The organism is Kribbella sp. NPDC056951, assembly GCF_042674205.1.
In the GTDB taxonomy this organism is placed as follows: domain Bacteria; phylum Actinomycetota; class Actinomycetes; order Propionibacteriales; family Kribbellaceae; genus Kribbella; species Kribbella yunnanensis.
In genome coordinates this window covers 99,930-123,051 of the sequence record NZ_JBHUQZ010000016.1, presented here as the reverse complement: position 1 = coordinate 123,051, position 23,122 = coordinate 99,930, and the positions used below count along the sequence as shown (strand labels likewise).

Sequence of the window (23,122 nt, the reverse complement as noted above, 5' to 3'; positions counted from 1 at the left end):
GGATGCGGCTCAGTTGCTCTCCCGGCGTAGGTTGATCGCTATGGCGGAACGGGTCTTGGTCACGGGTGCGGCAGGCTTCATCGGGCGAGCGGTGGTACGCGCTCTCCGGGAGCGGGATGTGCCGGTGACGGCAGTGGACCGCGAGCCGCCGGATCCCACGTGGGACGACGGCGTGACCGTCGTGACCGGGGACCTGGCCAACCAGGAGGTCTGTATCGGCGCCTTCGAGACGCGGCCGACCGCAGTGGTCCACCTGGCCGCTCTGACCTCGGTACTGCGCTCGGTGGACGCACCGATGGCGACCTTCGCGCAGAACGTCACCATCACCCAGGTGCTGCTGGAGCTGTCCCGGGGGAGCGGTGTGGACCGGTTCGTGCTCGCCTCGACCAACGCGGTCGTCGGTGACGTCGGTACGGCGACCATCACCGCGGATCTCCCGTTGAGCCCACTCACGCCGTACGGCGCGACCAAGGCGGCCGGCGAGATGCTGTTGTCGGCGTACTCCGGCAGCTATGGGCTGGCCACCGCCGCGCTGCGGTTCACCAACGTCTACGGGCCGGGGATGTCGCACAAGGACAGCTTCGTGCCGCGGCTGATGCGGGCGGCGCTCGCCGGCACCGGAGTGCAGGTGCACGGCGACGGCACTCAGCGCCGGGACCTGGTCTACATCGACGACGTGGTGAACGCCGTACTGCTCACCCTGGAGACCGGGTACGACGGCCGCGCGATCATCGGCTCCGGTCAGTCGGTGTCGGTGCTCGAGTTGGTGGAGGCGGTGCGCGCAGTCACCGGTACGCCGATTCCGGCCGAGCACATCGAGGCACCGGCCGGTGAGATGCCCGCAGTGATCGTCGAACTCGCTAGCGAGTTGGGCTACGCCCCGGAGGTTTCGCTCGACGAGGGCCTCGCCCGGACATGGCAGTACTTCCAGCACATGTGAGACGCCACTGGCTGCTGGGCGTCTTCCTGGTCGCCGGTGCGGCGCTGCGCGTGCTGGCGACGGTCGCGTACCAGCCGGGGATCATCTATGTGGACTCGCAGCAGTACCTGAACAACATGGAACTGCTGCGACCGGACGAGCTCAACCCGATCGGCTACTCGATCGCCCTGAAGCCGCTGGTCGCACTGGGCGGTACGACGCTCGTCGTCGTCGTGCAGCACGTCGTCGGGCTGCTGTTGGGCGTCGCGGTCTACGCGCTGGCACGGCGGTTGACCGTCTACCGCTGGCTGTCCGCCCTGGCTGCCGCACCGCTGCTGCTGGACGCCTACCAGGTCCAGATCGAGCAGAACGTGATGGCGGAGACCCTGTTCGACCTGCTGCTCGTCGGCATCCTCTGGCTCCTGCTCGGACGCCCAGGTTGGCAGGCAGCTGCCGCAGCCGGCGTACTCGTCGGCGCTGCCTTTGCAGTCCGGGCGATCGGCCTCACCCTGCTGCTCGCTGTCGTGCTCTACCTGCTGGTGGTCAGCAGACGCCGACTACTGCATGCCGGGCTGGCCATAGCCGGGTTTGCGGTCGTGTTCGGCGCGTATGTCGGCTACTTCCATGCTGAGACCGGCCGCTGGGGTTTCACCGGGACGGGCAGCCAGGTGCTCTACGGCCGGACCGCAGTAGTCGCCGACTGCAGCAAAGTGACGCTGAAGGCGCTCTGTCCAAAGGAACCGCGTCTCGGTGTGGACCGGTACGCCCACGATCCGCTCCCAGCGGGTGCGACCACGGAACAGGCCACCGCGTTCGCCCGCGAGGTCATCCGTCACCAGCCGCTCGACGTCACCTGGGCGGCCCTGAAAGACTTCGCCAAGGGATTCGCTCCCACGAGGACCAGTTCGCCCGACGACGTACCGCTCGACCGCTGGCAGTTCCAGCTGACTTATCCGAACCTGCAAGACATCAACACCGCCGCGTTCGCACTCAAGTACGGCGGCCAAGAGCCGCAAGTCGTCCACACACCAGCAGCCATCCTCCGCGCGTATCAGCTCAACGGCGGATACACCTCCGGAAGCCTCCTCGGGTTAGGCGCGCTGATCGCGCTCGGTGCAGCCGCCGGACTCGGCCGCGAGCCGGGGTTGCGTTGGGCCGGCTTCTTGCCGGCGGCGGCTGGTGTGGTGCTGCTTCTCGGCTCCGCAGCGTTCGAATTCTCCTGGCGCTACCAGCTTCCGGCGCTTGTGCTCTTTCCACTCGCCGGCGCGATCGGTTTGCGGGCGATTCTTGGGAAGGATCAGGCGCGGCCCGCGCTGGCCGACTATCCCGATGCGGTGGATTCCCAGGCCACACAGGGATTCACACCGTCCTTCGCGCCGATCGTCGTGGTGATTGCCGCCTACAACGAAGCCGGTGGGATCGGCTCCGTGCTGGCGAACATGCCGCGCACCTGTGCTGACATGGCGGTCGACATCCTCGTGGTGGTGGACGGCGCAACAGACGACACCGCCGAGATCGCCCAACAGCACGGGGCTTCGGTGGTTGTTGCTGAGAGCAACCGTGGCCAAGGCGCCGCACTCAGGCTTGGGTATCACGTTGCGGCGGACGGTGGAGCCCAGTACATCGTGACCACGGACGCGGACGGCCAGTACGACAACGACGAACTCGGCGTACTGCTGCAACCGATTCTCGACAATCGCGCCGACTTCGTCACGGGGTCACGCCGACTCGGAGTCGAGGACGCGGACAGTCGGCTGCGGTGGCTGGGTGTCCGGGTATTCGCCGTACTGGCGTCGATCCTGACCAGACACCGCCTGACCGACACATCGTTCGGCTTCCGCGCAATGCGGTCAGACCTAGCGACCGCGATCACCCTCCGAGAGCCGCAGTACCAATCGTCCGAGCTGCTCCTCGGCGCACTTGCACACAAAGCACGAGTCGTCGAACTACCGATGACGATGCGCCGGCGCGACAACGGGACCAGCAAGAAGGGCCCAGGACTCGTGTACGGCGCCAACTACGCGCGCGTGCTGATCACTACGTGGCTGCGGGAGTACGTACTGCGACGGGCTCGGCGAACACCCAGCGGTCGAACAGCTTGAACTTGACCACGAACAGCACCGCGAAGGTGAAGAAGTACGAGCTGCTGACCAGCATGGTCTGCCAGAACAGCGAGTCGATCCAGGCCCGGGCCGCCAGGTCGGTGAGGCTGGTCACCAGTGCCGCGACCCCCGCGTTCCCGACCACGATGATTGCGTAGGGCAACATCCGGCCGGGGCGTTCCCAGGCCCAGCGCCTGGTGAGCAGGTAGTTCGGGATGCCACCGGCGATCCAGGCCAGCACCGTGGCCACCAAGGGCATCGCGCCGAACCAGTAACACAACGCGAAGGCGACCTGACTCACCGCGGTCGAGATCACCGAGGATGCCGAGTACTTCGCCCACAGCAACATTCGGCTCCGGCGCAGACCGAAGCGCGCCGCGAGCCTTCTGTGGATGCGCACGGCACCCATTGTGCACCTTGCCTTACCGAGCAGGATTCACAGGTAATTGCCAGCGTCCCCGGGGTTGATTGCGGAGGCGGCAGGGATAGGAATGAAAGGGAGAGCACCAGCCGACGATGGAAGGCGGCGAGCGCCGTGCGCGTACTCGTCCTGGGCGGTGACGGCTACCTCGGGTGGCCGACCGCGTTACATCTGTCCGACCGCGGTCACGAGCTCGCGATCCTGGACAACTTCGCCCGCCGCGGTTACGACCGTGAGCTGGGCGTGCAGAGCCTGGTCCCGATCGAGGACCTGGACACCAGGGTCGCGGTCTGGCAACAGGTGTCAGGGCGAGACATCACGCCGTACGTCGGGGATCTGCTCGACGCGGACTTCGTCAGCCAGGCGGTGAGCGAGTTCGCGCCGGACGCGATCGTGCATTTCGCCGAGCAGCGGGCGGCGCCGTACTCGATGATCGACCGGCAACATGCCGTCTACACCCAGCAGAACAACGTGATCGGCACACTCAACCTGATGTACGCGGTGGCCGAGCTCAACCCGGACATCCACCTGGTCAAACTCGGCACGATGGGGGAATACGGCACGCCGAACATCGACATCGAGGAAGGCTGGCTCGACGTCACGCACCACGGGCGCACCGACCGGATGCTCTACCCGAAGAAGCCGGGCTCGTTCTATCACCTGAGCAAGGTGCACGACTCGCACAACCTCGAGTTCGGCTGCCGGGTCTGGGGTCTGCGGGTCACCGATCTCAACCAGGGCGTGGTCTACGGGCAGCAGACCGACCAGACCGTGCTCGATCCGCGGCTGGCGACCAGGTTCGATTACGACGCCGTCTTCGGCACCGTGCTCAACCGCTTCGTCATCCAGGCCGTCCTCGGCGAACCACTGACCGTGTACGGCGCGGGCGGTCAGACGCGCGGATTCCTGGACATCCGCGACACCGTCGAGTGCATCCGGCTCGCGGTCGAGAACCCGGCCGACGCGGGTGAGTTCCGCGTCTTCAACCAGATGACCGAGAGCTACTCGGTTCGCCAGCTCGCCGACAAGGTCGCCGAGTGTTTCCCCGGCCCTGTCCAGGTCGACCACCTGGAGAACCCGCGGGTCGAGCAGGCCGAGCACTATTACAACGTCAAGCACACCGGCCTGGTCGGCCTCGGCCTCCAGCCGCACCTGTTGTTGGACACGCTGATCGAGTCGATGTTCGACATCGTTGCCGCCAACAAGGATCGAGTCAGCCCGGCAGCGTTGCTGCCCACTGTCCGCTGGCAGCTCAGCGGCGGGCGCTGACCAGGAGCGTCGGTAGGACCGCCAGGAAGCGGTCCTTCCGGCCGCGCGTCTCCTGTTCGGCCAGCCAGCCGTCGGCGTCGTCCCGAGTGATCAGGGCCTTGTCGACGGCTGCGGTCGCGGCCGCCGCGAGTTGCGGAGCCATGGTGGCGTGCTCGGTGATGACGTCGTTGTGGACGACCACCTCGGGGTCGTGGAAGCCGGCGTCGAGCAGAAGATCACGAAGATTCCGTACGGCGCGGGGCGCGACCGACCGCGATTCCAGTCCGAGCAGGATGACGTCGGTCAGGTCCTGGTCGGAACTGTCGATCAGCACGAATCCATAGTCCTGACCGCCGACCACGATCCGCCCGCCGGGCCGTAGTACTCGATAGGCCTCGGCCACCGTCGGGACCGGATCCTCGAGCAGATGGAAGAGCCGCAGGGCGCGATAGCCGTCCATCGATTCGTCGGCGAGCGGCAGGTCGTCGGAATGTGCCACGTGAAACATTGCGCCTGGGACCCGCGTCCGGGCGGTCTCGATCGCCTCCGGATCGGGATCCAGCCCGGTCACCTTCAGCCGCTTGGCCGCCAGCTCCTCGGCCGCGTGCCCGGCACCACAGCCCACGTCGACCACGCTCGCGCCGCGCTTCAGGCCGAGCAGCCGGTACGACTCGGCCCGAAGTTCAGCGGCTCCGGGCCGCTCCTCGATCCGTTCCAAGAACCCCATGACCTCACCTTCCAACTTCAGGTGCACCTGAAGTCAAGACGCCGGTGCTCGATGAGGCAGCAAGATTCGATCGAGCTGGAAAAGGGTGGGGCGGCGAACCTGCCAAGAGTTAGTTTCGGGCCCCCATCCCTGTTTCGGAACGAGGTTCTCGCCATGCTCACCAGGCGCCGCGCTCTCGCTCTTGGCTTCACCATCCTGGCCGGTCTCGCCGTGCCTTTGGGTGCCAACCAGCTCGACGGGACCAACCAGCTCGATGCCACCGGGTACGACGGCACCGCGAAGGTGCTGATCCGCGACGCGTCGATGGTCCTCACGATGGACCCGGGCGTCGGCCAGGGCTCACTCGGCCTGCTCGAGGATGCCGACGTACTGATGACCAAGAACACCATCACCGCCGTCGGCAAGGACCTGCCGGCCACCGCCGGTGCGCGGGTGATCGACGGCCGCGGGAAGATCGTGATGCCCGGTTTCGTCGACCTGCACACGCACACCTGGCAGTCGCTGATCCGCGGTTGTGCCACCGACAAGGAGCTCAACGGCTGGCTCGCAGAGTGCGTGCTGCCGCTGTACGGCAATCAGCCCGCGTACGCCGAGGGGTACGCCGGCACCCGGTTGTCCACCCTGGACGCGATCGGTACCGGGATCACCACCACGACCGACTGGTCGCACAGCTTCTCGGCCGACTTCGCGAACGGCAGCCTGAAGGCCCTCGCGGATTCGAAGATGCGCTTCTTCTTCTCGTACACGGCCAACACCAAGCCGGCCACCCTCGACGAGATCCGCCGGGTGAAGAAGGAGGTCATCGATCCGAACCCGCTGGCGCACCTGCAGGTCGGCACGCACCCGACGATGCAGAACCTCCCCAACACCACGGCCGCGGAGAACCTGTCCAAGGAACTCGGCGTCGCCCTGAACGTGCACGTGCACGAGTCGAAGACCGACCCGGCCACTGGTCAGATGGAGGCGCTGCGCAAGGTCGGCGCGATGCGACCCGGCCTGCTGATGAACCACGCCGTACAGATGACTGACGCGGAGCTCGATGAGCTGGCTGCCCACGACGTCCGGGTCGCGCACAACCCGCTGTCGAACATGCGCCTGGCCTCCGGCGTCATCCGGCTGCCGCAGATGGCCTCGCGCAACATCAAGGTCGGTCTCGGCATCGACGGTGGCACCAACGACACCACCGACATGTTCAACGACATGCGCGCCGCGGTAGGCCTCCAGCGCGCGACCGCGATGGACCCGACCCGCTACCCGCAGCCGGCCGACGTACTGCGGATGGCCACCCTGGGTGGCGCCGAGGCGCTCGGGATCGACAAGGAGATCGGTTCGCTGACGCCGGGTAAGAAGGCGGACCTGCAGATCATCGATCCGCAGGCCCTCAACTTCGCACCTAACGGCAACTGGGTCAGCCAGCTCGTCTTCAACGCCCAGCCGGTCAACGTCCAGTGGGTCTTCGTCAACGGCGTCGCCGTCAAGCGCAACGGCCAGCTGATCGGCGTCGACACCGCCAAGGTGATCCGGGACGCCGACACGGCCAGCGACCGTATCGACGTACTCCTCGGGCGTAGCTAGTCCATCGACACCCGGTCGAACGAAGTGGTGGTGAACCGGACGTCGACTCCGATCGTGTCGCCCACAGCGGGCGGCGCGACGGAGGACGGCAGGAAGAGCATGCTGGCCTGCATGTGCGGCGGCTCGGCGAACCACCGCTGCTTGCCCTCGATCGTGAACGGCGAGAGTGCCATCCCGGCCGCGTCCAGACTGCCCTTCGCCATCGCGATCGCGCGCTGGCGGACAGTCGCGGCCGCGGTCGGGGCCTCCAGGCCGACACCGTGCGCGGTGCCACCGGACACGACCAGGATGTGGCCGTCGCCGCTGACCCGGCGCTGCCGGTAGCCGACCCGCTCACCACGACGGACCGAGTGCACGTCGAGCACGGTCGCGCGGACCGTGAGCGCACCACGGTCGCCGAGCCAGAGCGCCGTACCCATCCGGAGCTTCACGTTCTCGCCGATGTCACCGAGCTTCTGCGCGGGGACATGTGACACCCACAGCGCACCACGCCGTACGTCGGTCGCCGCCTTGGCCAGCTGAGCCGCCTCGCGGACGTTGGCCGACGTACCGCCCGCGCCCATCGGGAAGTGCAGTGACCAGCCCTCGAAGCGGATCCGGTCCAGGGCGTTCAGGAGCATCGTGTGCCGCAGCTCGCGGGCGCCGATGCCGTGCCGCCGCATCGACGTCTGGACCTCGATCAGCACCCGGCTGCCGGCCGGGATCGAGACCAGGTCGGCCAGCCGGCTGACCGTGTGGATCACGTTCTTGTGCTGCGACATGTCCAGGAACGGCCGCCACGGCGTCAGTACGACGACGTCCTCACGCGGGTCCGGGGGTACTTCGAAATAGGTGCCGACGGCCACTGTCCGGGCGCCGAGCGCCCGGGACTCGGCGATCAGCCGGTGGTTGCCGAAGCCGTACCCGTTGCCCTTGGCCACCGGGACGATATCGGGGTTCCACGTGGAACGAAGGTGATCGCGCCATCGATCGGAATCGACGTGCAGGGTCAGGGGCATGGTGTCAACGCCGTCTCATGTAGAGGTCGAATGCGGTGTAGAGCGCCTTGTTCAACGGCAGATCCCACTCACCGACGTACTCGACGGCCTCGCCGCCGGTGCCGACCTTGAACTGGATCAGCCCGACGTGCGGGTCGTTCGGGTCCAAGGTGTCGGTGATGCCCCGTAGGTCGTACACGGTCGCACCGGATTCCAGTGCGTCCGACATCATGCGCCACTGGATCGCGTTCGATCCGCGCACGTCCCGCTTGGCGGTCGAGCTGGCACCGTAGGAGTACCACGAATGACCGCCGACCCGGATCCAGATCGTCGAAGCGACCAGATCGCCCTCGTGATGGGCGTTGTAGACCCGGAAGTCACAGCAACCGGCGGGCTGGTTCGCCATCGCCGAATACATCTTCTCGAAGTACGGCAGCGGCCGCGGGGTGAAGTGGTCCCGCTCGGCCGTCTCGACGTACAGCTGGTGGAAGGCCTTCAGGTCCTCGGGGCCGCCCTGCGTGACCTCGACGCCCATCTTGTCGGCCTTCTTGATGTTGCGCCGCCACAGCTGGTTCATGTTCTTCAGCAGGTCGTCCGGGCCGCGGTCGGCGAGCGGGACCTGGAACACGTACTGCGGCTGTCCGGCCGCGAAGCCTTCGCCGACCCGCGGGGCCTTCCAGCCCAGCGCGCGCAACTGGTTCGCGACGGTCGCGCCCGACGGCTCGATCACGTCGGGGCGGACATCGCCGAGCCGCGGCTGCTGCCCGCCCGCGATCGCGTCCTTGATCGTCTTCGCGGTCCAGCGCCGGGTCGGGACCGGCGGACCCATCCGGATGCCGAACGCGCCCTGCGCCTGCGCGTGCTCGGCCAGTGGCCGCAGGTAGCGGCCGAGGTCGATCGCGTCCCAGTCGATGACCGGCCCCTCGGGCAGGTAGGCCAGGTACCGCTTCACCTTCGGCATCTGCCGGTACAGCACCAGGCCGACGCCGACCAGCTCCGCCGGGTTGGCCGGTTCGTACCAGCCCAGTGACTCGGCCTTCCACTCGCTTTTCACCGCCGCCCAGCCCGGCGTCTGCAAGAAGCTGGCCGACGGACGTGCCGCGATGAACGCGGCGTGTTCGTCGGCCGAGATGATCCGGATGCTCAAGTCACTCACGGTCGGTCAGGTTACCGGCCCAGCCTGAGGAACCCCAGCTGAGCCGGTCCCGTGATCAAACCAGCTGCTCGGACAGCTCCCACAACCGAGTGGCCGACTCCGGATCCAGCGCGTACGGCGCGACGCCCGTGTTCTCGCCGGGGACGTTGGGGAGCGCCTCGTTGTTGTCCTCGAAGTACAGGCCGGTGACGCCGTCGAGCAGCGGGGAACCGGCCAGCAGAACCGAGGTGGACGCGCCCTGCTCGGTGGTCTTCCAGGGGAAGTCCTCCCACTGCTGCATGGCCTCCGCCGAGAGATGCCGCTGGAGCGGCGTCCGGATTCCGCCCGGCATCACGGCGTTCGCGGTGATCCCGGCACTCGCCCAGCGCTTGGCCGCCTCGACCGCGAACAGCACGTTCGCCGTCTTCGACTGCCCGTACGCCGCCCATTCGTCGTACGGGCGGTTGTCGAAGTGGATGTCGTCGAAGTGGATGTCAGAGAACAAGTGGGCACTCGAGCTGACCGAGACGATTCGCGCACCGCCGGCCGCGGCCAGGGCGTCGTACAGGCCGAGTGCGAGACCGAAGTGGCCGATGTGGTTGGTCGCGAACTGGTGCTCCCAGCCCTCGGGAGTGCGGTTCAGCGGCTCGGCCATCACGCCGGCGTTGTTGACCAGGATGTGCAGCGGGCCGTCCCAGTTGGCGGCGAAGGCCCGCACGGAGGCGCGATCGGCCAGCTCGAGCGGGGCGACGTACACGCGGCTGTTGCCCGTCGAGTCGATGATTCCAGCGGCCACGCGCTCGCCGACGAGCTTGTCGCGGGCGGCCAGCGTGACCTCGGCCCCGGCCCCGGCGAGCGCCCGGACCGTCTCGACGCCGATCCCGGAGGCGCCGCCGGTGACGACGGCGCGACGGCCGGTCAGGTCGACGCTCGCGCTCACCTCGGCGGCCGTGGAGGTGTAGCCGAAGGGGGTGGTGATTCTGCTCATCAGGGTTCGTCCTGTTCTGCGAGCTATGGTTGATCCGGAGGAGCCTCCGGATAGATCCAGTTAAGCGGAGGCGCCTCCGGATATCAAGTCCGCTAGGTTTCTGGGCGTGGAGGAGGGGGAGATGACCGAGCCGAAGGCGCGGCCGTTGCGGGCCGACGCGCAGCGCAATCGCGACCAGGTGCTGGCCGCGGCCGCCCGCGCGTTCGCGAAATGCGGGCTCGAGGCGACACTCGAGGGCATCGCGAAGGACGCCGGCGTCGGCATCGGCACGCTCTACCGGCACTTCCCGACCCGCGAGGCGCTGATCGAGGCGGCGTACCGCAAGGAGCTGGCGACAGTCTGCGAGGCCGCCCCCGACCTGCTCGACAAACTCCCGCCCGCCGAAGCCCTCCGCGCCTGGATGGACCGCTTCGCCGACTACCTACACACCAAGATGGGCATGGCCGACGCCCTCCGCGCCATCATCGCCGCGGGCGCCAACCCCTACGACCACAGCCTCGAGCTCCTGGTCGGCGCGATCGAACCCCTCCTAGCCGCCGGCATCGCCTCCGGCGAACTCCGCTCCGACATCTCCGCAGACGACGTCCTGATGAGTCTCAGCGGCGTAGCCCTAGCCGCCGGTGACCGCCGCGACCAAGCCGGCCGCCTCCTAGACCTCCTCCTGGACGGCCTCCGCTACGGCGCCTGACCGCTTTCTAGGGTGTGGGGATGGCGAAGGTTGCGTTGGTGACGGGGTCGGTTTCGGGGATCGGGGCTGGGGTGGCTCGGCGGTTGGCGGCTGATGGGTTTGCGGTGGCGGTGCATTCGCGGGTCAGCCGGGAGGCGGGGGAGGCGCTTGCGCGGGAGTTGGGTGGGTCGTATCACCAGGCTGATCTGGCTGACGACGAAGCGGCGCAGGGGTTGGTGCCGGAGGTGCTGGGCGTGCACGGGCGGCTCGACGTACTGGTGAACAACGCTGGGATCAGCTGGCCGGTACCGCATGCCGAGCTCGACGGTCTAACTGCTGCCGACTGGCGGCGGGTGCTTGACGTCAACCTGATCGCGCCGTGGTTGTTGTGTACGGCGGCCTTGCCTGCGCTGCGCGAGTCGGGCGGTTGCGTGGTGAACGTGACCAGTCATGCGGGTGTGCGGCCGAAGGGGAGTTCGATCGCGTACGCCGCCAGCAAAGCCGCTTTGAACCATGTCACCAAGTTGCTGGCGGCTGCGCTCGGACCAGAGGTGCGGGTGAACGCAGTGGCCCCGGGACTTGTGGATACGCCGATGACCGCCGACTGGACGGACGCTCAGGAGCTGTGGAAAACCACGAGTCCGATGCGTCGTGGCGCCCAGCCGGCGGATGTCGCCGACCTGATTTCCGCACTTATCCACAACAGCTACGTCACCGGCGAGGTTGTCCTGCTCGACGGAGGGCTGAACCTGCGCTGAGGCTCACAAGCTGGTGCGGAAGGGCCCGGTGACCTCGTAGGTGATGCCGCCGCTCGACGAGCCGCTGGTACCGCGCTGCGAGGAGAAGTAGAGGCGGTTGCCGGCCGGGTTGAACGCGACACCGCACAGCTCGGAGCCGGACTGTCCGGTCACTCGGAGGAACGGGGCGACGATGTCGTTCGGGGTGATGATGCAGATCTCCATGTTGCCGCCGTCCTCGGCGACGTACAGGTCGCCGACGGTCGCGGCGGTGATGTTGTCCACACCGGTGAGCGGCGGGTTCGGGGTGAGGTTGTCGTCGTAGGCGATGGCGATCGTGTTGTTCACCGCGTTGTAGGCCCAGACGCGGTTGTCGCCCTTGGTGGTGAAGAAGCAGGTGCCGTTGCGGTAGTAGCAACCCTCGCCGCCGTTGAACACCTTCATGCCGGACACCTGCTTGCGGGTCCGGGTGGGGCTGCCGTCGGGGTCCGGGACTGTCACCCAGGACAGCGTGCTGCCGGACTCGCGCAATACCTGCAGGGTGCCCGCGGACAGGTTTCCCCAGGTGGTCGGGACGAAGCGGTAGAAGCCGCCACTCGGCTCATCCTCGGTCAGGTAGATGACGCGCCGGTCCGGATCCACCGCCGCGGCCTCGTGCGAGAACCGTCCGAGAGCAGGACGCCGTACGGCGGCTGTCGCACCCTTCGGGTCGGTCTCCCAGATGTAGCCGAGGTCGGTCTCTTCGCCGGACAGCCAGGTTCCCCACGGGGTTGCGCCGCCTGAGCAGTTGCGTGTCGTGCCGGAGAGGATCCGGTAGGCGCCGGTGACCGAACCGCTGCTGTTGAAGCGCAGTGCGCCGGCCCCGCCACCTCCGCTGCTCATCTCCGAGTTCGAGACGTAGATCCAGCCGGTGCCGTCCGCGAAGCACGCACCGCCGTCGGGAGCGCTGTGCCAGGTGTAGCTGGTGCCGGGCACGGTCTGCGTCGACCGCGCCAGCACGCGACTGGTGAATCCGGTCGGGAGCATGAGGCCGTTCGCGTCGGCTGCCTGCAGACCGCCGTACGGGCTGGTGCCGGTCTGGGCCGGGAAGGCGAGCGCCTGCGGTGCCACGCTGAAGCCGAACGCGACAGACGTGGACGTGCCGATGACGGCAGCTCGAAGAAAGGTACGACGGTCCATGGTGATCCTCCCGGGGCGTGGATGATGCCCCCAGTCAAGCGGCTGGACGTGAACGGCGGCTTTCTGTCGGTGGGTCCTCCTACGATCGCCGGATGTCTTTGGGTCGGGACTTTCGGCGGTTGTGGTTCGCCTACGCGGTCAGTGCACTGGGGTCCGGGATCGGGTACGGCGCGCTGCCGCTGATCGCCGTACTCGTGCTCGACGTCAGCACGTTGCAGGTGTCGATGCTGGCGGCTGTCTCGGCCCTGGCGGGCGCGGTGCTCGGGCTGCCGATGGGTGACTTCATCGAACGGCGACGGAAGCGGCCGGTGATGATCGCCACCGACCTCATCCGGTTCGGGGCACTGATCAGCGTGCCTATCGCCGCAGCCTTCGGCGTACTGAGTTATCCACAGCTGTGTGTTGTCGGCGTCCTGCAGTCGGCGGCGCTGATCGCGTTCACGAGCGCGAGCGGTGCGCACCTGAAGGCACTCGTCGGGCCGGAAGGGCGAGCTGAGGCGAACGGCAAGTTCGAGCAAGTCTTCTGGCTGACCATGAGTGCGGGGCCGGCGATCGGCGGTGCGCTCGTCAGCCTGGTCGGCGCCACGCTGACTCTCGTGGTGGACGCGGTGTCGTTCCTGCTGTCCGCGCTCGGCATCCGGCGGATCCAGCAGCCGGAACCTGTACCGGTCGAGCACACCGGCAAGCGCGACCTCAGCGCCGGCTGGAAGTACATCTTCGCGAACCGCGGCCTGGCGGTCCTGTTCTGGAACTCGCAGCTGTTCGGTGGACCGCTGATGATGATCTCGCCACTGCTGACCGTGTTCATGCTGCGCGACCTGCACCTGGCGCCGTGGAGCTATGGCGTGTTCCTGGGCGTCTCCTGCCTCGGTGGCGTGCTCGGCGCCTGGGTCGCGCCTGCGCTCACCCGCCGGTTCGGACTACACCGGATGCTGCTGTGGTTCGGCGTACTGCGGGCGCCGTGGACCCTGCTGCTCCCACTGGCCCCGTCCGGTATGGCGGGCTTCGTGTGGCTGCTCGTCGCCGAGACCGCGCTGCTGGTGGCGGCTGGTGCGTTCAACCCGTCGTTCGCGACGTACCGGATGGAGGTCACCGAGGACCACTACATGGCGCGCGTGCTGACCTCCTGGTCGATCACCTCGCGCTGCGTGCAGCCGGCGTTCATGGCGGTCGGCGGCCTGCTGACCGCCGTACTGGGGCTGCGCGGCGTCATGTACGTCGGCGGTGCGATCGCACTGCTCAGTGCGTTCGTCCTGCCATGGCGGTCCGCTAAACCAGCCCCATTGCCTGCGCCAGCCTGACCTGACTGCCCATGTTGTGCCCACCGTCGTCCTTCGCGTCGAGGTAGGCAGCCGCCTCTGTCGGCGGCAGCACGAGCACCTCGACCACCTGCTCACCGTCCTCCGGGTTGGTCGGCGGCCCCTCGAGCACCACATCGGCGACCACGGTGGCCCAGTACGACAGCGGGTGCGGCAAGTGCGGCCGGTACGGCGTGGGCCGGCGGTGGTCGGCGCGGTGACCGCCGAGCCAGGTCAACGGCCCGAGCAGTCGGGCTCCGGCTTCCTCGACGAGCTCCCGCCGTACCAGCTCCTCGATCGTCTCGCCCGCCTCGCGGGTGCCGCCGGGGAGGAACCGCCAGCCGAGATCGTTGCTACAGGCAATGATGCCTTCAGGGGTCCGGGCGATCACGTGGACGTTGCTCAGCAGCCCGTCGTCCGGGCGGTCGACGGTGTACCGGACGTCGACCTGCGCCCACGGCCAGTCGGCGGCTGCGAAGAGCTCGGGGAACTGCTGGGCCCAGGATTCCTCGGTCTGCATCCGGCCATTGTCCTTCGGTGCGCTACCGTCGCCGCCATGGCCCCAGCAGAACCCGAGCCCGACGCCGAACCGGCGAAGCAGAGCCCGAAGAGCCTGTTCTGGGTGTGCGCGGCGGTCACCGTGGTGATCGGCGCATTCCAGTACTCCCACAGCCTGAGCGGGACAGGCGGTCTCAATGCCCTCGCCGTGCTCGGCCTCATCGTCATGACGGTGCTGGAGCTCGCGCTGGCCGGCATCTACGCGCTGTGCGCGCTGGAGCGGACCGATCTGCACCAGCGCGTGTACGGACGGCTCGACCTGTTCCAGGCGATGACGATCCTGTTCGTGGCGGCGGTGCTGGTCGGCGTCCTGATTCCGCCGCGCACCAGCACAGCACTAGGGCTGCTGCTGCCCTTCGGCATCGCCTACTGGCTCTACCACCTCAAATCGGCGGAGAAGAGCGAGTAGCTAGTTGAGGTGCGAGCGCAGGTAGTCGATGTCGGTCTTCTGACCGTGATCGGCGTTCGGCGTCTCGACCACGACCGGCGCACCGGCGGCCGCGACGACCGCGACGATGTGGGCCGGGTCGATGTGCCCGTCCTCGAAGTTGGCGTGCCGGTCGGCACCCGAGCCGAACTCGTCGCGGGAACCATTCGCATGCACGAGGTCGATCCGGCCGGTGATCGCCAGCACCTTCTCGACGATCGACGGCAGCTCCTCGCCGGCCGCGTGGAAGTGACAGGTGTCGAGGCAGAAGCCGACGTTCTCCAGGCGGTCGTTGCCGGACGCCTGCACGGCCTCCCAGAGCCGCTCGATTCGCTCCAGCTGACGGGCCATCGCGTTCTCACCGCCGGCCGTGTTCTCGATCAGCAGCGGAACCGGTAGCTCGGCGCGCTCGATGCACTTGCGCCAGTTGTCGAACCCGGCCTCGGGATCGTCCTCGTCACCGACGTGCCCGCCGTGCACGATGACGCCCTTGACGTCGATCTCGGCCGCCTTGTCGAGGGTCTGCTGGAGCAGCTTGCGGCTCGGGATCCGGATCCGGTTGTTCGTGTTCGCCACGTTCAGCCGGTACGGCGCATGCACGTACAGGTCGACGCCGGCCGCGGCGGCCCGCTCGCGCAGCGCCTCCTCGCCGTCGGCGTAGGCGACCTTCGGCGCCTTGTAGTCCTGCGGATTGCCCAGGAAGAACTGCACCAGGTCGGCACCCCGATCGGCCGCCTCGGCCAGCGGGTCCTCCTGGTCCACGTGTGCACCCAGCTTCAAGCTCATGGGCCCACCCTAGAACTGTCGTCCGACAGTTCTCGACCACCCGGGCCTACGCTGGCTTGGTGATCACCCCGAGCTTGTTCCGTGCGCTGCGCCCAGGACCCGTCGAGGTCGACGGCCGGACCTGGTCCCTGACCGTCCACGAGCTCGGCGTACTGCGGGTTCCGAGCGGCCGGCTCGAGGCCTCGGACCCGTTCGTGACACTGGGCGAGGGGCCGGTCGTCGACGTACCGCCGGGGGACTATCCGGTGTTCGTGACCGTGGCGGACGTGTCCGACGCCCAGGACGGCAGTCATCTGCGCGAGGCCTACCTGTCGGTGCGACTCGCCGAGGGTGAGGTCGCCGCGGTGGAGGCTGCGACGAGTGGGGACGAGGAGCTCGACGAGGACGAGTTCTGGCTGGTCGCGGTCGACGCGGGCACCGTCGCCTTCGCCGACGCCGAGGCGATTCGGACCAAGATGCCCGAGGGTGACTGGTACGAGGATCTCTTCGAGAACGACAGCGACGACAGCTGGTTCGCGCTGATGGACTCGCCCGAGCATCTGCGCGAGGGCTGCGCGAATATCGTGCTACCGCTGGCCACGGAGGGTGAGAATCTGGTCCTCGCGCACTCCGGCTGGGGTGACGGTGCGTACCCGGTGGTGCGGACCGTGGCCGCCGACGGGACCGCGCTCGGGATCCATATCGACCTGCTCGTCGTGGGCCCGGAGAGTGACGACTGATCGACCGGTAGTGAGGACGACGGCGTACGTTGCCCTGTGGATATGGTCAATCCGCTGTCCGAACGCTGGTATTCTTTGGATGTGGCCCGGTCCATCGACCGGGCTCGTTGCTTGACATCGGCGGCAAGTGCCGGTGCTCAAGTGCAATCGCATCGCCCTCCTGCCACGGAAAGACCGTGGCCGCCAAAGTCCGAAGGAGGTGGAGTTCGCGCATGCGTCGTTATGAAGTCATGGTGATCCTCGACCCGGAGCTCGATGAGCGCACGGTCGAGCCGTCCATCGACCAGTACCTGAACATCGTCCGCAAGGAAGGTGGCACCGTCGAGAAGCTCGACATCTGGGGCCGCCGCAAGCTTGCGTACGACGTCAAGAAGAAGGCCGAAGGCATCTACGCCGTCATCGACCTGACCGCGGAGCCCGCGGTGGTGAAGGAGCTCGACCGTCAGCTCACGCTGAACGAGTCGATTCTCCGCACCAAGGTCATCCGGCCGGACCAGCACTGAGCCTGGGGTCGTCAGCAGCCATCGGTACTGTCGGTTCCGGCCGGTACCAATAGCTGTAGACACAGTCACACCCGAAAGCAGGAGGAACGGCAATGGCAGGCGAAACCGTCGTCACACTGGTCGGCAACCTTGTCGACGATCCGGAGCTCCGGTTCACGCCGTCCGGTGCGGCCGTCGCGAACTTCCGGATCGCGTCGACCCCACGGACGTACGACCGGCAGTCCGGTGAATGGAAGGACGGCGAATCGCTGTTCCTGAGTTGTTCCGTCTGGCGCCAGGCCGCGGAGAACGTGGCCGAGTCGCTGCAGCGCGGAATGCGCGTGATCGTGCAGGGCCGGCTCAAGTCGCGCTCGTACGACGACCGTGAGGGCCAGAAGCGCACGGTCTTCGAGATCGACGTCGACGAGGTCGGTCCGAGCCTGCGCAGCGCCACCGCCAAGGTGACCAAGGCCATGCGGTCGGGTCCCGGCGGCGACGGCGGCGGCAACTTCGGTGGTGGCGGTGGCGGTAACCAGGGTGGCGGCAACAACTACGGCGGCGGCGGCCAAGGTGGCGGCGCCCCGCAGAACGACCCCTGGGCGACCCCGCAAGGCGGTGGCGGCGGCGGTCAGGCCGCTCCGCAGAACGACCCCTGGGCCAGCCAGGGCGGCGGCTCGATGGAGGAGCCCCCGTTCTGATCCGGCCCTGAGGTCGAGAACAGTCAACACAGACCATTCCGGCACCCGTGCCGGGCTCTGGAAGTAGGAAGAGAGCACCACAATGGCCAAGATCATTCGGAAGCCGAAGAAGAAGGTTTGCGGCTTCTGCAAGGACAAGGCGACGTACGTCGACTACAAGGACACCGCGCTGCTGCGCAAGTTCATCTCGGACCGCGGCAAGATCCGCGCCCGCCGGGTGACCGGGAACTGCGTGCAGCACCAGCGCGACGTGGCCACCGCTATCAAGAACGCTCGTGAGGTGGCTCTGCTGCCCTACACGAGCACCGCTCGCTGAGGGAGGTCCGACACATGAAGCTCATTCTGCAGCAGGAGGTCGAGGGCCTCGGTGCCCCCGGCGACATCGTCGAGGTCAAGGACGGCTACGGCCGTAACTACCTGGTTCCGCGCGGTCTGGCCCTCGGCTGGACGCGGGGCGCCGAGAAGCAGATCCAGTCGATCAAGCGGGCGCGCGACGCCCGGGCGATCCAGGGCAAGGAGCACGCGAGCGAGGTCAAGAACCAGCTCGAGCAGCTCTCGGTCACGCTGGGCGTCAAGGCCGGCGAGACCGGCCGTCTGTTCGGTTCGGTGACCCCGGCCGACATCGCCGGTGCGATCAAGTCCGCCGGCGGCCCGCTGGTCGAGAAGCGCGCGATCTCGATCGCGTCGCCGATCAAGACCACCGGTAAGCACCAGGTCTCGGTCCAGCTGCACCCGGAGGTGGCCGCTACGGTCCGCCTCGAGGTTGCGGCCGGTTGACCCAGCCACACAGCGAAGGCCCGCGTTCCCCCTGGGGGACGCGGGCCTTTCTGCGGTGCGGGCTGATCGGCGATGCTGTGGGGATGGAGTACGTCTCCAGAGTGCCGCGACCGCCGCTCGACGGGCTGATCGACGACCTCTACTACCTGGACGGTTCGCCGCCGTACGCCCGGCTGATGCTGCCGCCGAGCCCGTCCGCGTTGCTCATCGTCAATCTCGGAGCGCCGTTCCGCATCCGCGCGGGTGCCGAGGTCGAGATGGTCGAGTACGCCGACGGTTGCGTGATCACGATGCCGACTCGCGCGTTCGAGTTCGGCTATCCACTCCGGACGCGGTCGGTCGGCGTACACGTGAAGCCGTGGGGGCTGGCGCCGTTCTTGCGGATGCCTGCGGCGGAGCTGTGCGACCGGCCGGTGACGATCGAGCAGGTGTGGGGCCGGGCAGCCGTTGCTGAACTGCGAGACCGGTTGGCCTCGGCGGGTGGACCGCACGAGATGATGACGCTGCTCGAGGACGAGCTGATGCGACGGCTCTGCGAGACCGCGGGCCTGGGGCTGGTTCGCCATACGAGCAACGTCATCGCGGCGGCCAGCGGAGTGGTGGCGATCGGCGACCTGAGCGTGGCAGCCGGGGTTAGCAGCACTCATCTGGCACAGCGCTTCAAGGAACTCATCGGCGTCACCCCGAAGCGGCTCGCCCGCACCCAACGCTTCACCGCCACCGTGTTCTCGATCAACCCCGACGGACCGATCGACTGGAGCGACCTCGCCGCGCGCGCAGGCTACTTCGACCAGGCCCACTTCGGCCACGAGTTCCAGTCCTTCACCGGCCTCACACCAACCCGGTACGTCGAAGTCCGGCGGCGGTTCTTGCGCGAACACCCCGGCCACGTGTTGGACGGATGGTCGTTGCCGGCCGATTGATTTCTTACAAGAGCCGCAGCTCACGAGCCGCTAATTTGAGGACACCTCAAGCAAAGGAGAGTCCCGTGGGCAAGGTGGTCATGTACGGCTCAGTCTCGGTGGACGGCTTCATCGCCGACGAGAACGACCAGCCCGGACCGCTGTTCGACTGGTTGACCAGCGGCGAAGTCCCCCTGGACGACAGCGGCGTCCTCAAGGTCTCGCAAGCGTCCCACGACTACACCCGTGCCTACTGGTCCGAGATCGGCGTGACCATAGCCGGCCGCCACGTCTTCGACATCACCGACGGCTGGGACGGCAAACCCCCAGCCGGCATCGACCACGTAGTAGTCGTCACCCACCGCCCCGCCCCCGAAGGCGGGGACCCCGAGGCGCCCTTCCACTTCGTCAACGGCATCGAAGCAGCCATGGCCCAAGCCCAGGAACTGGCCGGTGACCGCACAGTCGAAGTAGCCGCCGGTAACGTGGGCGGCCAAATGCTAGCCGCAGGCCTGGTCGACGAAGTCCGCATGGACGTAGTCCCCGTAGTCCTAGGCTCCGGCAAACCCTACTTCGGCCCAGTCAACGCCCAACACCTACTCGAAGACCCCGAAACCCTCCAAAGCAACCGAGTCCTCCACCTCCGCTACCAGGTCCGCCGCCAACCGATCTGAGCGGGCACGCGCGAGAGCCACTTTGAGACCCCATCAGCCATCCGACCCCCGCCGAAACGGTTGAACCATGCTCAACGTCGCTCGGCCGGCTCACCTTGAGCGCTCGTCGATCACCTTCCGACCACGCAGATGACTGACACGTGCACAACGTCGCACCGGATTGCGTGGACGTCGCCGAACTCGTCTCCGCGGCGGGCTGAACAACCCCGCGGCCGCAGTTGCACGCCGAATGCAGTTGGCGGGAACACATGAGGCGTGTTCTTCAGCCTGCTTTTGGGGCGGGCCAGTGTGGGGGTTTGGGGTCTTCGTCGCCGCCTACGGCGTCGGGTTGTTCGATTCGGGGGTAGCGGACCGGGAGTGGGTCGCCGGTGTTGCTGCCTCGGTCGGGGCGTTCGATCTGGGGGTACTTCCACGGGGTGGGGTCGTCTTCGGTGGCTGCTGCTGGGGTCAGGGAGGCGGCGGTCAGCAGCAGGCCGGTGAGGGCGGCGGCCAGGAGGCGGTTCACTTCTTGGCCAGGGCGTAGACGACTGAGTCGTGCAGGACGATCGCGTGGCTGCCGGCGATACCCCACGGGCGTGCGGTGTCGGGATCCAGAGTGGTCGGCTTGCCGCCGGGGGTGATGGCGATCAGGTTGCTGCCCGTCGTACCGAAGATCGTCGTACCGGTGATCGAGTACGGACGGAAGTTCGCCACGATCGACGTGCGGCCGTTGCTGAAGTTGATCAGGCACTCACCCCAGGCCGCGATCTTCCGGTTCGGGTCCGGCAGCCACTGCCAGTTCTGGGCGTCGTTCACGTTCGTGGCCCGGCAGGTCGCGACGACCGCACCGGTCGCGGTCGACTGGACAGTCGGGATCACCTCGTCCTTCTTGCCGTTGGTGTAGAACACCAGCACGAGCTCCGGGCTCGCGGCAACCACTCGCTCGACGTCCTTGCCACCGCCCGGCTTCTTGAGGTCGACCTGCTGCAGGTTGCTACCCGGCTCGCTCCACCACAGCGGGCCGGCGTACCGGGCCATCAAAGCCTTGGTGCCTTGGGCAAGCAGGAAGGTCGACAGCCGCGGCTGGTTCGGAACCGTCTTCAGCTCGCTGCCGGTCACCACGCTGGCCCCGGCATCACCGGCCAGGTCGACGAGGGGCGACGTACCGAAGAATTGAACGGCCGACGAGTTCGGCAGCTCGACCTCGATCGCCTCGGCGCCGCCACCGGGCCAGTAGTACAAGGTGTCCTCGGACGCCACGGCCAGCACGGGCTTGCCGTCGATGTTCGTGTAGACGGGGCTCTCCGCGCCGTTCGGGACCTTGTCCTGCCACTGCACCTTGCCGTCGCTGTTGAAGACCGCGACCTTGTGGTCGGACGTCAGTACGGCGACCTCGCTGCCGTCCGGTGACACCGCGGGCGTGGAGTTCGCAGCGATGTCGACCGACCAGTCGGCCTTGGTCGACCAGCCCGGCGGGACCGGGCGGGCGGAGAAGTCGTCCGGCGCGACACTCGGTTCGGGCAGCGGGGGCAACTTGCCCGGCTCGGTCTTCGCGACCGGCGTGCCGCCCGAGTTGCGGAAGACCTTCAAGTACAGAACGGTGCCGAAGATCAGTACGCCGGCCAGGATGAACGCGACGATGATCGGCCAGATCGGCTTCTGCGCGTTGCCGCCGCCTCCACCGCCACCACCACCCCCGCCGTTACTGCGCTTGCGGGTCTGGGCCTCCACGGCCTCGACCTCGCCGTCGGGGTGGATGACCAGCGGCCAGGACGTGCCGTCGGTGTCGATCGCGGTGGCCTTCATCGGCCGGCCGAGCTGTGCGGCGCGCTCGGCCACCAGTGCGATCGCGGCCTGCCGCGGATCGTGGTGATTGACCGGATGACCGCGACCTGCGATCTTGACCTCGGCGTTGTGGTCGTCGTAGAGCCGAATCGTGACCTTGGGCCAGGACGGGATCTTCTCAGCCACGACGACCTCTCATTACAGCCACAGATCTCCCTCGTTCATCCGGAGCCGATGTACTCGTTCTAGCATGTCCACCGCACCTGAAGGCATGCCAGGAGACTTCCGGCAGGCAGAAACCCCGTGAGCCCGGCGGCTCCGCTGACCCCGACAAGGGGGTAGAAACATCCTCGCCTGTGGATGGGTCACGAACGTACACCCGGAAAGCGAGACAATACTGTGGGCGACAGCCAGTGACGCAGCGGGAGAGGAGGTCTCATGACGCAGAATCCGTGGACTCGGCAACAACAGCCGGAACCGGGTCCGGCGCCGGGACCCGCCCAGACTGCGAATCTGACGCCACGGGGCCCGTCCGCGCCCCAGCACGGTGTACCGGCGCCCGCGGAGGACCAGCGGCTGCCGAAGTTCGCGATCCCGGCCGCCGACACGCTGTGGTGGGTCGGCGCGCACGGCGGGGCCGGCGAGTCGACGATGGCGCAGCTGCTGCCCGGGACCCGCGCGGCCAATCACCGCTGGCCGATCCCGCCACCGCCGGTGCCGACCCCGGTGATCCTGGTCGCCCGGACGAACGGCTCCGGCCTGCGCGCCGCGCAGCGGGCGGCGACCGAGTGGGCCTCGGGTGTCGTGCAAGGAGTGGCCGTGCTCGGCCTGGTCCTGATCGCGGACGCCTCGGGCCGGCTGCCCCGGGTGCTCGACGACTTCGCCGACATCGTCGGCGGCGGCGTCCCCAGAGTCTGGGAACTTCCCTGGATCGAGGAGTGGCGCAGAGGGGAGGCTCCCACGCCCGAGAACACCCCCGACGAGGTTTTCGAAGTTCTTGAATCCATCTACGCTCTTCGCGCGTCCAACCCAGCGGACTATCCCGCCCCGTACTGAAAGGCTGTACTTCGATGATGTTGGCACACCTGATCTCGGAGGTTCCCTCCTTGCTCCCGCTCGGCGGCCAGCGGCCCCCGGGTGCGGACAAGCTCGATCTCGTCATCGACTGGGTGCGCTGGATCGCTTTCACCATCTGCGTTCTGGGCATCCTGATCGCCGGCGCGATGATGGCGGTCGGTCAGCGCCGTGGCGAGGGTGGCGAGCACGCCGCCCGGCTCGGTTGGGTGCTGGCGGCCTGCATCGTGATCGGTTCCGCGTCGCTGCTCGTCGGCGCGCTCCAGGGCAACTGACAGCGTCCCCGAC

27 protein-coding genes are annotated in these 23,122 nt (G+C 67.7%); 17 read left to right on the top strand and 10 right to left on the bottom strand.

Annotated elements, in window-relative coordinates:
• Window positions 1-40: 40 nt before the first annotated feature.
• Window positions 41-940, top strand: coding sequence for an NAD-dependent epimerase/dehydratase family protein (locus ACFTSF_RS37875; protein ID WP_380159986.1), 900 nt, complete (start codon window positions 41-43; stop codon window positions 938-940).
• Window positions 916-3,021 (top strand): glycosyltransferase family 2 protein, encoded by a 2,106-nt coding sequence (locus ACFTSF_RS37870; protein WP_380159985.1) that lies wholly within the window; start codon window positions 916-918, stop codon window positions 3,019-3,021. Before ACFTSF_RS37875 ends, ACFTSF_RS37870 begins: the two co-directional genes overlap by 25 nt.
• Here ACFTSF_RS37870 and ACFTSF_RS37865 read toward each other — a convergent pair.
• Window positions 2,957-3,421 carry a GtrA family protein gene (locus ACFTSF_RS37865; RefSeq protein ID WP_344160416.1) on the bottom strand — a complete coding sequence of 155 codons (465 nt, stop codon included), beginning with the start codon at window positions 3,419-3,421 and terminating at the stop codon, window positions 2,957-2,959. The genes ACFTSF_RS37870 and ACFTSF_RS37865 overlap by 65 nt on opposite strands.
• A gap of 135 nt (window positions 3,422-3,556) precedes the next feature.
• On the opposite strand from ACFTSF_RS37865, the gene ACFTSF_RS37860 reads away from it, so the two are divergent.
• Window positions 3,557-4,711 (top strand): NAD-dependent epimerase/dehydratase family protein, encoded by a 1,155-nt coding sequence (locus ACFTSF_RS37860; RefSeq protein WP_380159983.1) that lies wholly within the window; start codon window positions 3,557-3,559, stop codon window positions 4,709-4,711.
• On the opposite strand, the gene ACFTSF_RS37855 is transcribed toward ACFTSF_RS37860, so the two are convergent.
• The gene (locus ACFTSF_RS37855) at window positions 4,695-5,417 is read right to left on the bottom strand and encodes a methyltransferase domain-containing protein (RefSeq protein WP_380159981.1); all 723 of its coding nucleotides are present in this window, start codon (window positions 5,415-5,417) and stop codon (window positions 4,695-4,697) included. The genes ACFTSF_RS37860 and ACFTSF_RS37855 overlap by 17 nt on opposite strands.
• Window positions 5,418-5,570: 153 nt before the next feature.
• On the opposite strand from ACFTSF_RS37855, the gene ACFTSF_RS37850 reads away from it, so the two are divergent.
• Entirely contained in the window at window positions 5,571-6,992 is a 1,422-nt protein-coding gene (locus ACFTSF_RS37850; RefSeq protein ID WP_380159979.1) for an amidohydrolase family protein, read from the top strand.
• Here ACFTSF_RS37850 and ACFTSF_RS37845 read toward each other — a convergent pair.
• The 3 genes from ACFTSF_RS37845 to ACFTSF_RS37835 are packed head-to-tail and all read right to left on the bottom strand — an operon-like array spanning window position 6,989 to window position 10,092.
• Complete coding sequence (locus tag ACFTSF_RS37845; protein WP_344160405.1) at window positions 6,989-7,990, bottom strand: alanine racemase; 1,002 nt, start codon at window positions 7,988-7,990, stop codon at window positions 6,989-6,991. The two genes, ACFTSF_RS37850 and ACFTSF_RS37845, sit on opposite strands and share 4 nt — an antisense overlap.
• A gap of 4 nt (window positions 7,991-7,994) precedes the next feature.
• On the bottom strand, window positions 7,995-9,125 hold the full coding sequence (locus ACFTSF_RS37840) for a lipid II:glycine glycyltransferase FemX (protein WP_380159977.1): 1,131 nt from the start codon (window positions 9,123-9,125) through the stop codon (window positions 7,995-7,997).
• A 55-nt stretch (window positions 9,126-9,180) separates the two neighbouring features.
• A complete protein-coding gene (locus ACFTSF_RS37835) occupies window positions 9,181-10,092 on the bottom strand; it encodes an SDR family NAD(P)-dependent oxidoreductase (protein ID WP_380159975.1) in 912 nt (303 codons plus the stop codon).
• 121 nt (window positions 10,093-10,213) lie between these two features.
• On the opposite strand from ACFTSF_RS37835, the gene ACFTSF_RS37830 reads away from it, so the two are divergent.
• Together ACFTSF_RS37830 and ACFTSF_RS37825 are read left to right on the top strand one after the other, a co-directional pair.
• Complete coding sequence (locus tag ACFTSF_RS37830) at window positions 10,214-10,780, top strand: TetR/AcrR family transcriptional regulator (RefSeq protein WP_344160396.1); 567 nt, start codon at window positions 10,214-10,216, stop codon at window positions 10,778-10,780.
• A gap of 20 nt (window positions 10,781-10,800) precedes the next feature.
• A complete protein-coding gene (locus ACFTSF_RS37825; RefSeq protein ID WP_380159973.1) occupies window positions 10,801-11,517 on the top strand; it encodes an SDR family NAD(P)-dependent oxidoreductase in 717 nt (238 codons plus the stop codon).
• Window positions 11,518-11,520: 3 nt separating this feature from the next.
• On the opposite strand, the gene ACFTSF_RS37820 is transcribed toward ACFTSF_RS37825, so the two are convergent.
• The gene (locus tag ACFTSF_RS37820; RefSeq protein WP_380159971.1) at window positions 11,521-12,675 is read right to left on the bottom strand and encodes an alkaline phosphatase PhoX; all 1,155 of its coding nucleotides are present in this window, start codon (window positions 12,673-12,675) and stop codon (window positions 11,521-11,523) included.
• Between the two features lie 92 nt (window positions 12,676-12,767).
• Here ACFTSF_RS37820 and ACFTSF_RS37815 point away from each other — a divergent pair, with 92 nt between their 5' ends.
• Window positions 12,768-13,976, top strand: a complete 1,209-nt coding sequence (locus tag ACFTSF_RS37815) for an MFS transporter (RefSeq protein WP_380159969.1) — start codon at window positions 12,768-12,770, stop codon at window positions 13,974-13,976.
• Here the strand turns inward: ACFTSF_RS37815 and ACFTSF_RS37810 are convergent.
• Window positions 13,945-14,493: an NUDIX hydrolase gene (locus ACFTSF_RS37810; RefSeq protein WP_380159967.1), complete on the bottom strand. Its 549-nt coding sequence runs from the start codon at window positions 14,491-14,493 to the stop codon at window positions 13,945-13,947. The genes ACFTSF_RS37815 and ACFTSF_RS37810 overlap by 32 nt on opposite strands.
• 36 nt (window positions 14,494-14,529) lie before the next feature.
• Between ACFTSF_RS37810 and ACFTSF_RS37805 the strand changes: the two genes are divergently transcribed.
• Entirely contained in the window at window positions 14,530-14,940 is a 411-nt protein-coding gene (locus tag ACFTSF_RS37805) for a hypothetical protein (protein WP_380159965.1), read from the top strand.
• Here the strand turns inward: ACFTSF_RS37805 and ACFTSF_RS37800 are convergent, their stop codons facing one another.
• Complete coding sequence (locus ACFTSF_RS37800; protein ID WP_344160378.1) at window positions 14,941-15,744, bottom strand: deoxyribonuclease IV; 804 nt, start codon at window positions 15,742-15,744, stop codon at window positions 14,941-14,943.
• 59 nt (window positions 15,745-15,803) lie between these two features.
• Between ACFTSF_RS37800 and ACFTSF_RS37795 the strand changes: the two genes are divergently transcribed.
• The 7 genes from ACFTSF_RS37795 to ACFTSF_RS37765 all read left to right on the top strand — a co-directional run bounded on the left by ACFTSF_RS37795 (window position 15,804) and on the right by ACFTSF_RS37765 (window position 19,996).
• Window positions 15,804-16,463, top strand: a complete 660-nt coding sequence (locus ACFTSF_RS37795) for a DUF4241 domain-containing protein (protein WP_380159963.1) — start codon at window positions 15,804-15,806, stop codon at window positions 16,461-16,463.
• 212 nt (window positions 16,464-16,675) lie between these two features.
• Entirely contained in the window at window positions 16,676-16,966 is a 291-nt protein-coding gene (gene rpsF, locus ACFTSF_RS37790) for a 30S ribosomal protein S6 (protein ID WP_132211461.1), read from the top strand.
• Window positions 16,967-17,058: 92 nt separating this feature from the next.
• Window positions 17,059-17,643: a single-stranded DNA-binding protein gene (locus ACFTSF_RS37785; RefSeq protein WP_344160372.1), complete on the top strand. Its 585-nt coding sequence runs from the start codon at window positions 17,059-17,061 to the stop codon at window positions 17,641-17,643.
• An 82-nt stretch (window positions 17,644-17,725) separates the two neighbouring features.
• Window positions 17,726-17,959, top strand: coding sequence for a 30S ribosomal protein S18 (rpsR, locus tag ACFTSF_RS37780; RefSeq protein ID WP_012924539.1), 234 nt, complete (start codon window positions 17,726-17,728; stop codon window positions 17,957-17,959).
• A 14-nt stretch (window positions 17,960-17,973) separates the two neighbouring features.
• A complete protein-coding gene (gene rplI, locus ACFTSF_RS37775) occupies window positions 17,974-18,420 on the top strand; it encodes a 50S ribosomal protein L9 (protein WP_344160369.1) in 447 nt (148 codons plus the stop codon).
• An 83-nt stretch (window positions 18,421-18,503) separates the two neighbouring features.
• Window positions 18,504-19,343: a helix-turn-helix domain-containing protein gene (locus ACFTSF_RS37770; protein ID WP_380159960.1), complete on the top strand. Its 840-nt coding sequence runs from the start codon at window positions 18,504-18,506 to the stop codon at window positions 19,341-19,343.
• A gap of 65 nt (window positions 19,344-19,408) precedes the next feature.
• A complete protein-coding gene (locus ACFTSF_RS37765) occupies window positions 19,409-19,996 on the top strand; it encodes a dihydrofolate reductase family protein (RefSeq protein WP_380159959.1) in 588 nt (195 codons plus the stop codon).
• Window positions 19,997-20,258: 262 nt separating this feature from the next.
• On the opposite strand, the gene ACFTSF_RS37760 is transcribed toward ACFTSF_RS37765, so the two are convergent.
• On the bottom strand, window positions 20,259-20,501 hold the full coding sequence (locus ACFTSF_RS37760) for a hypothetical protein (protein WP_380159957.1): 243 nt from the start codon (window positions 20,499-20,501) through the stop codon (window positions 20,259-20,261).
• Window positions 20,498-21,946 (bottom strand): hypothetical protein, encoded by a 1,449-nt coding sequence (locus ACFTSF_RS37755; RefSeq protein ID WP_380159955.1) that lies wholly within the window; start codon window positions 21,944-21,946, stop codon window positions 20,498-20,500. Before ACFTSF_RS37755 ends, ACFTSF_RS37760 begins: the two co-directional genes overlap by 4 nt.
• Before the next feature lie 252 nt (window positions 21,947-22,198).
• Between ACFTSF_RS37755 and ACFTSF_RS37750 the strand changes: the two genes are divergently transcribed.
• A complete protein-coding gene (locus ACFTSF_RS37750; RefSeq protein ID WP_380159953.1) occupies window positions 22,199-22,816 on the top strand; it encodes a DUF6668 family protein in 618 nt (205 codons plus the stop codon).
• 14 nt (window positions 22,817-22,830) lie between these two features.
• Window positions 22,831-23,109, top strand: a complete 279-nt coding sequence (locus ACFTSF_RS37745) for a conjugal transfer protein TrbC (RefSeq protein ID WP_380159952.1) — start codon at window positions 22,831-22,833, stop codon at window positions 23,107-23,109.
• Window positions 23,110-23,122: the final 13 nt, after the last annotated feature.

Bases quoted from the DNA above. Each gene is read 5' to 3' on its own strand.
- ACFTSF_RS37875 (WP_380159986.1), top strand. From the start codon at position 41: ATGGCGGAACGGGTCTTGGTCACGGGTGCGGCAGGCTTCATCGGGCGA.
- ACFTSF_RS37870 (WP_380159985.1), top strand. From the start codon at position 916: ATGGCAGTACTTCCAGCACATGTGAGACGCCACTGGCTGCTGGGCGTC.
- ACFTSF_RS37855 (WP_380159981.1), bottom strand. From the start codon at position 5,417: ATGGGGTTCTTGGAACGGATCGAGGAGCGGCCCGGAGCCGCTGAACTT.
- ACFTSF_RS37850 (WP_380159979.1), top strand. From the start codon at position 5,571: ATGCTCACCAGGCGCCGCGCTCTCGCTCTTGGCTTCACCATCCTGGCC.
- ACFTSF_RS37845 (WP_344160405.1), bottom strand. From the start codon at position 7,990: ATGCCCCTGACCCTGCACGTCGATTCCGATCGATGGCGCGATCACCTT.
- ACFTSF_RS37835 (WP_380159975.1), bottom strand. From the start codon at position 10,092: ATGAGCAGAATCACCACCCCCTTCGGCTACACCTCCACGGCCGCCGAG.
- ACFTSF_RS37830 (WP_344160396.1), top strand. From the start codon at position 10,214: ATGACCGAGCCGAAGGCGCGGCCGTTGCGGGCCGACGCGCAGCGCAAT.
- ACFTSF_RS37825 (WP_380159973.1), top strand. From the start codon at position 10,801: ATGGCGAAGGTTGCGTTGGTGACGGGGTCGGTTTCGGGGATCGGGGCT.
- ACFTSF_RS37820 (WP_380159971.1), bottom strand. From the start codon at position 12,675: ATGGACCGTCGTACCTTTCTTCGAGCTGCCGTCATCGGCACGTCCACG.
- ACFTSF_RS37815 (WP_380159969.1), top strand. From the start codon at position 12,768: ATGTCTTTGGGTCGGGACTTTCGGCGGTTGTGGTTCGCCTACGCGGTC.
- ACFTSF_RS37810 (WP_380159967.1), bottom strand. From the start codon at position 14,493: ATGCAGACCGAGGAATCCTGGGCCCAGCAGTTCCCCGAGCTCTTCGCA.
- ACFTSF_RS37805 (WP_380159965.1), top strand. From the start codon at position 14,530: ATGGCCCCAGCAGAACCCGAGCCCGACGCCGAACCGGCGAAGCAGAGC.
- ACFTSF_RS37800 (WP_344160378.1), bottom strand. From the start codon at position 15,744: ATGAGCTTGAAGCTGGGTGCACACGTGGACCAGGAGGACCCGCTGGCC.
- rpsF (WP_132211461.1), top strand. From the start codon at position 16,676: ATGCGTCGTTATGAAGTCATGGTGATCCTCGACCCGGAGCTCGATGAG.
- ACFTSF_RS37785 (WP_344160372.1), top strand. From the start codon at position 17,059: ATGGCAGGCGAAACCGTCGTCACACTGGTCGGCAACCTTGTCGACGAT.
- rpsR (WP_012924539.1), top strand. From the start codon at position 17,726: ATGGCCAAGATCATTCGGAAGCCGAAGAAGAAGGTTTGCGGCTTCTGC.
- rplI (WP_344160369.1), top strand. From the start codon at position 17,974: ATGAAGCTCATTCTGCAGCAGGAGGTCGAGGGCCTCGGTGCCCCCGGC.
- ACFTSF_RS37770 (WP_380159960.1), top strand. From the start codon at position 18,504: ATGGAGTACGTCTCCAGAGTGCCGCGACCGCCGCTCGACGGGCTGATC.
- ACFTSF_RS37750 (WP_380159953.1), top strand. From the start codon at position 22,199: ATGACGCAGAATCCGTGGACTCGGCAACAACAGCCGGAACCGGGTCCG.
- ACFTSF_RS37745 (WP_380159952.1), top strand. From the start codon at position 22,831: ATGATGTTGGCACACCTGATCTCGGAGGTTCCCTCCTTGCTCCCGCTC.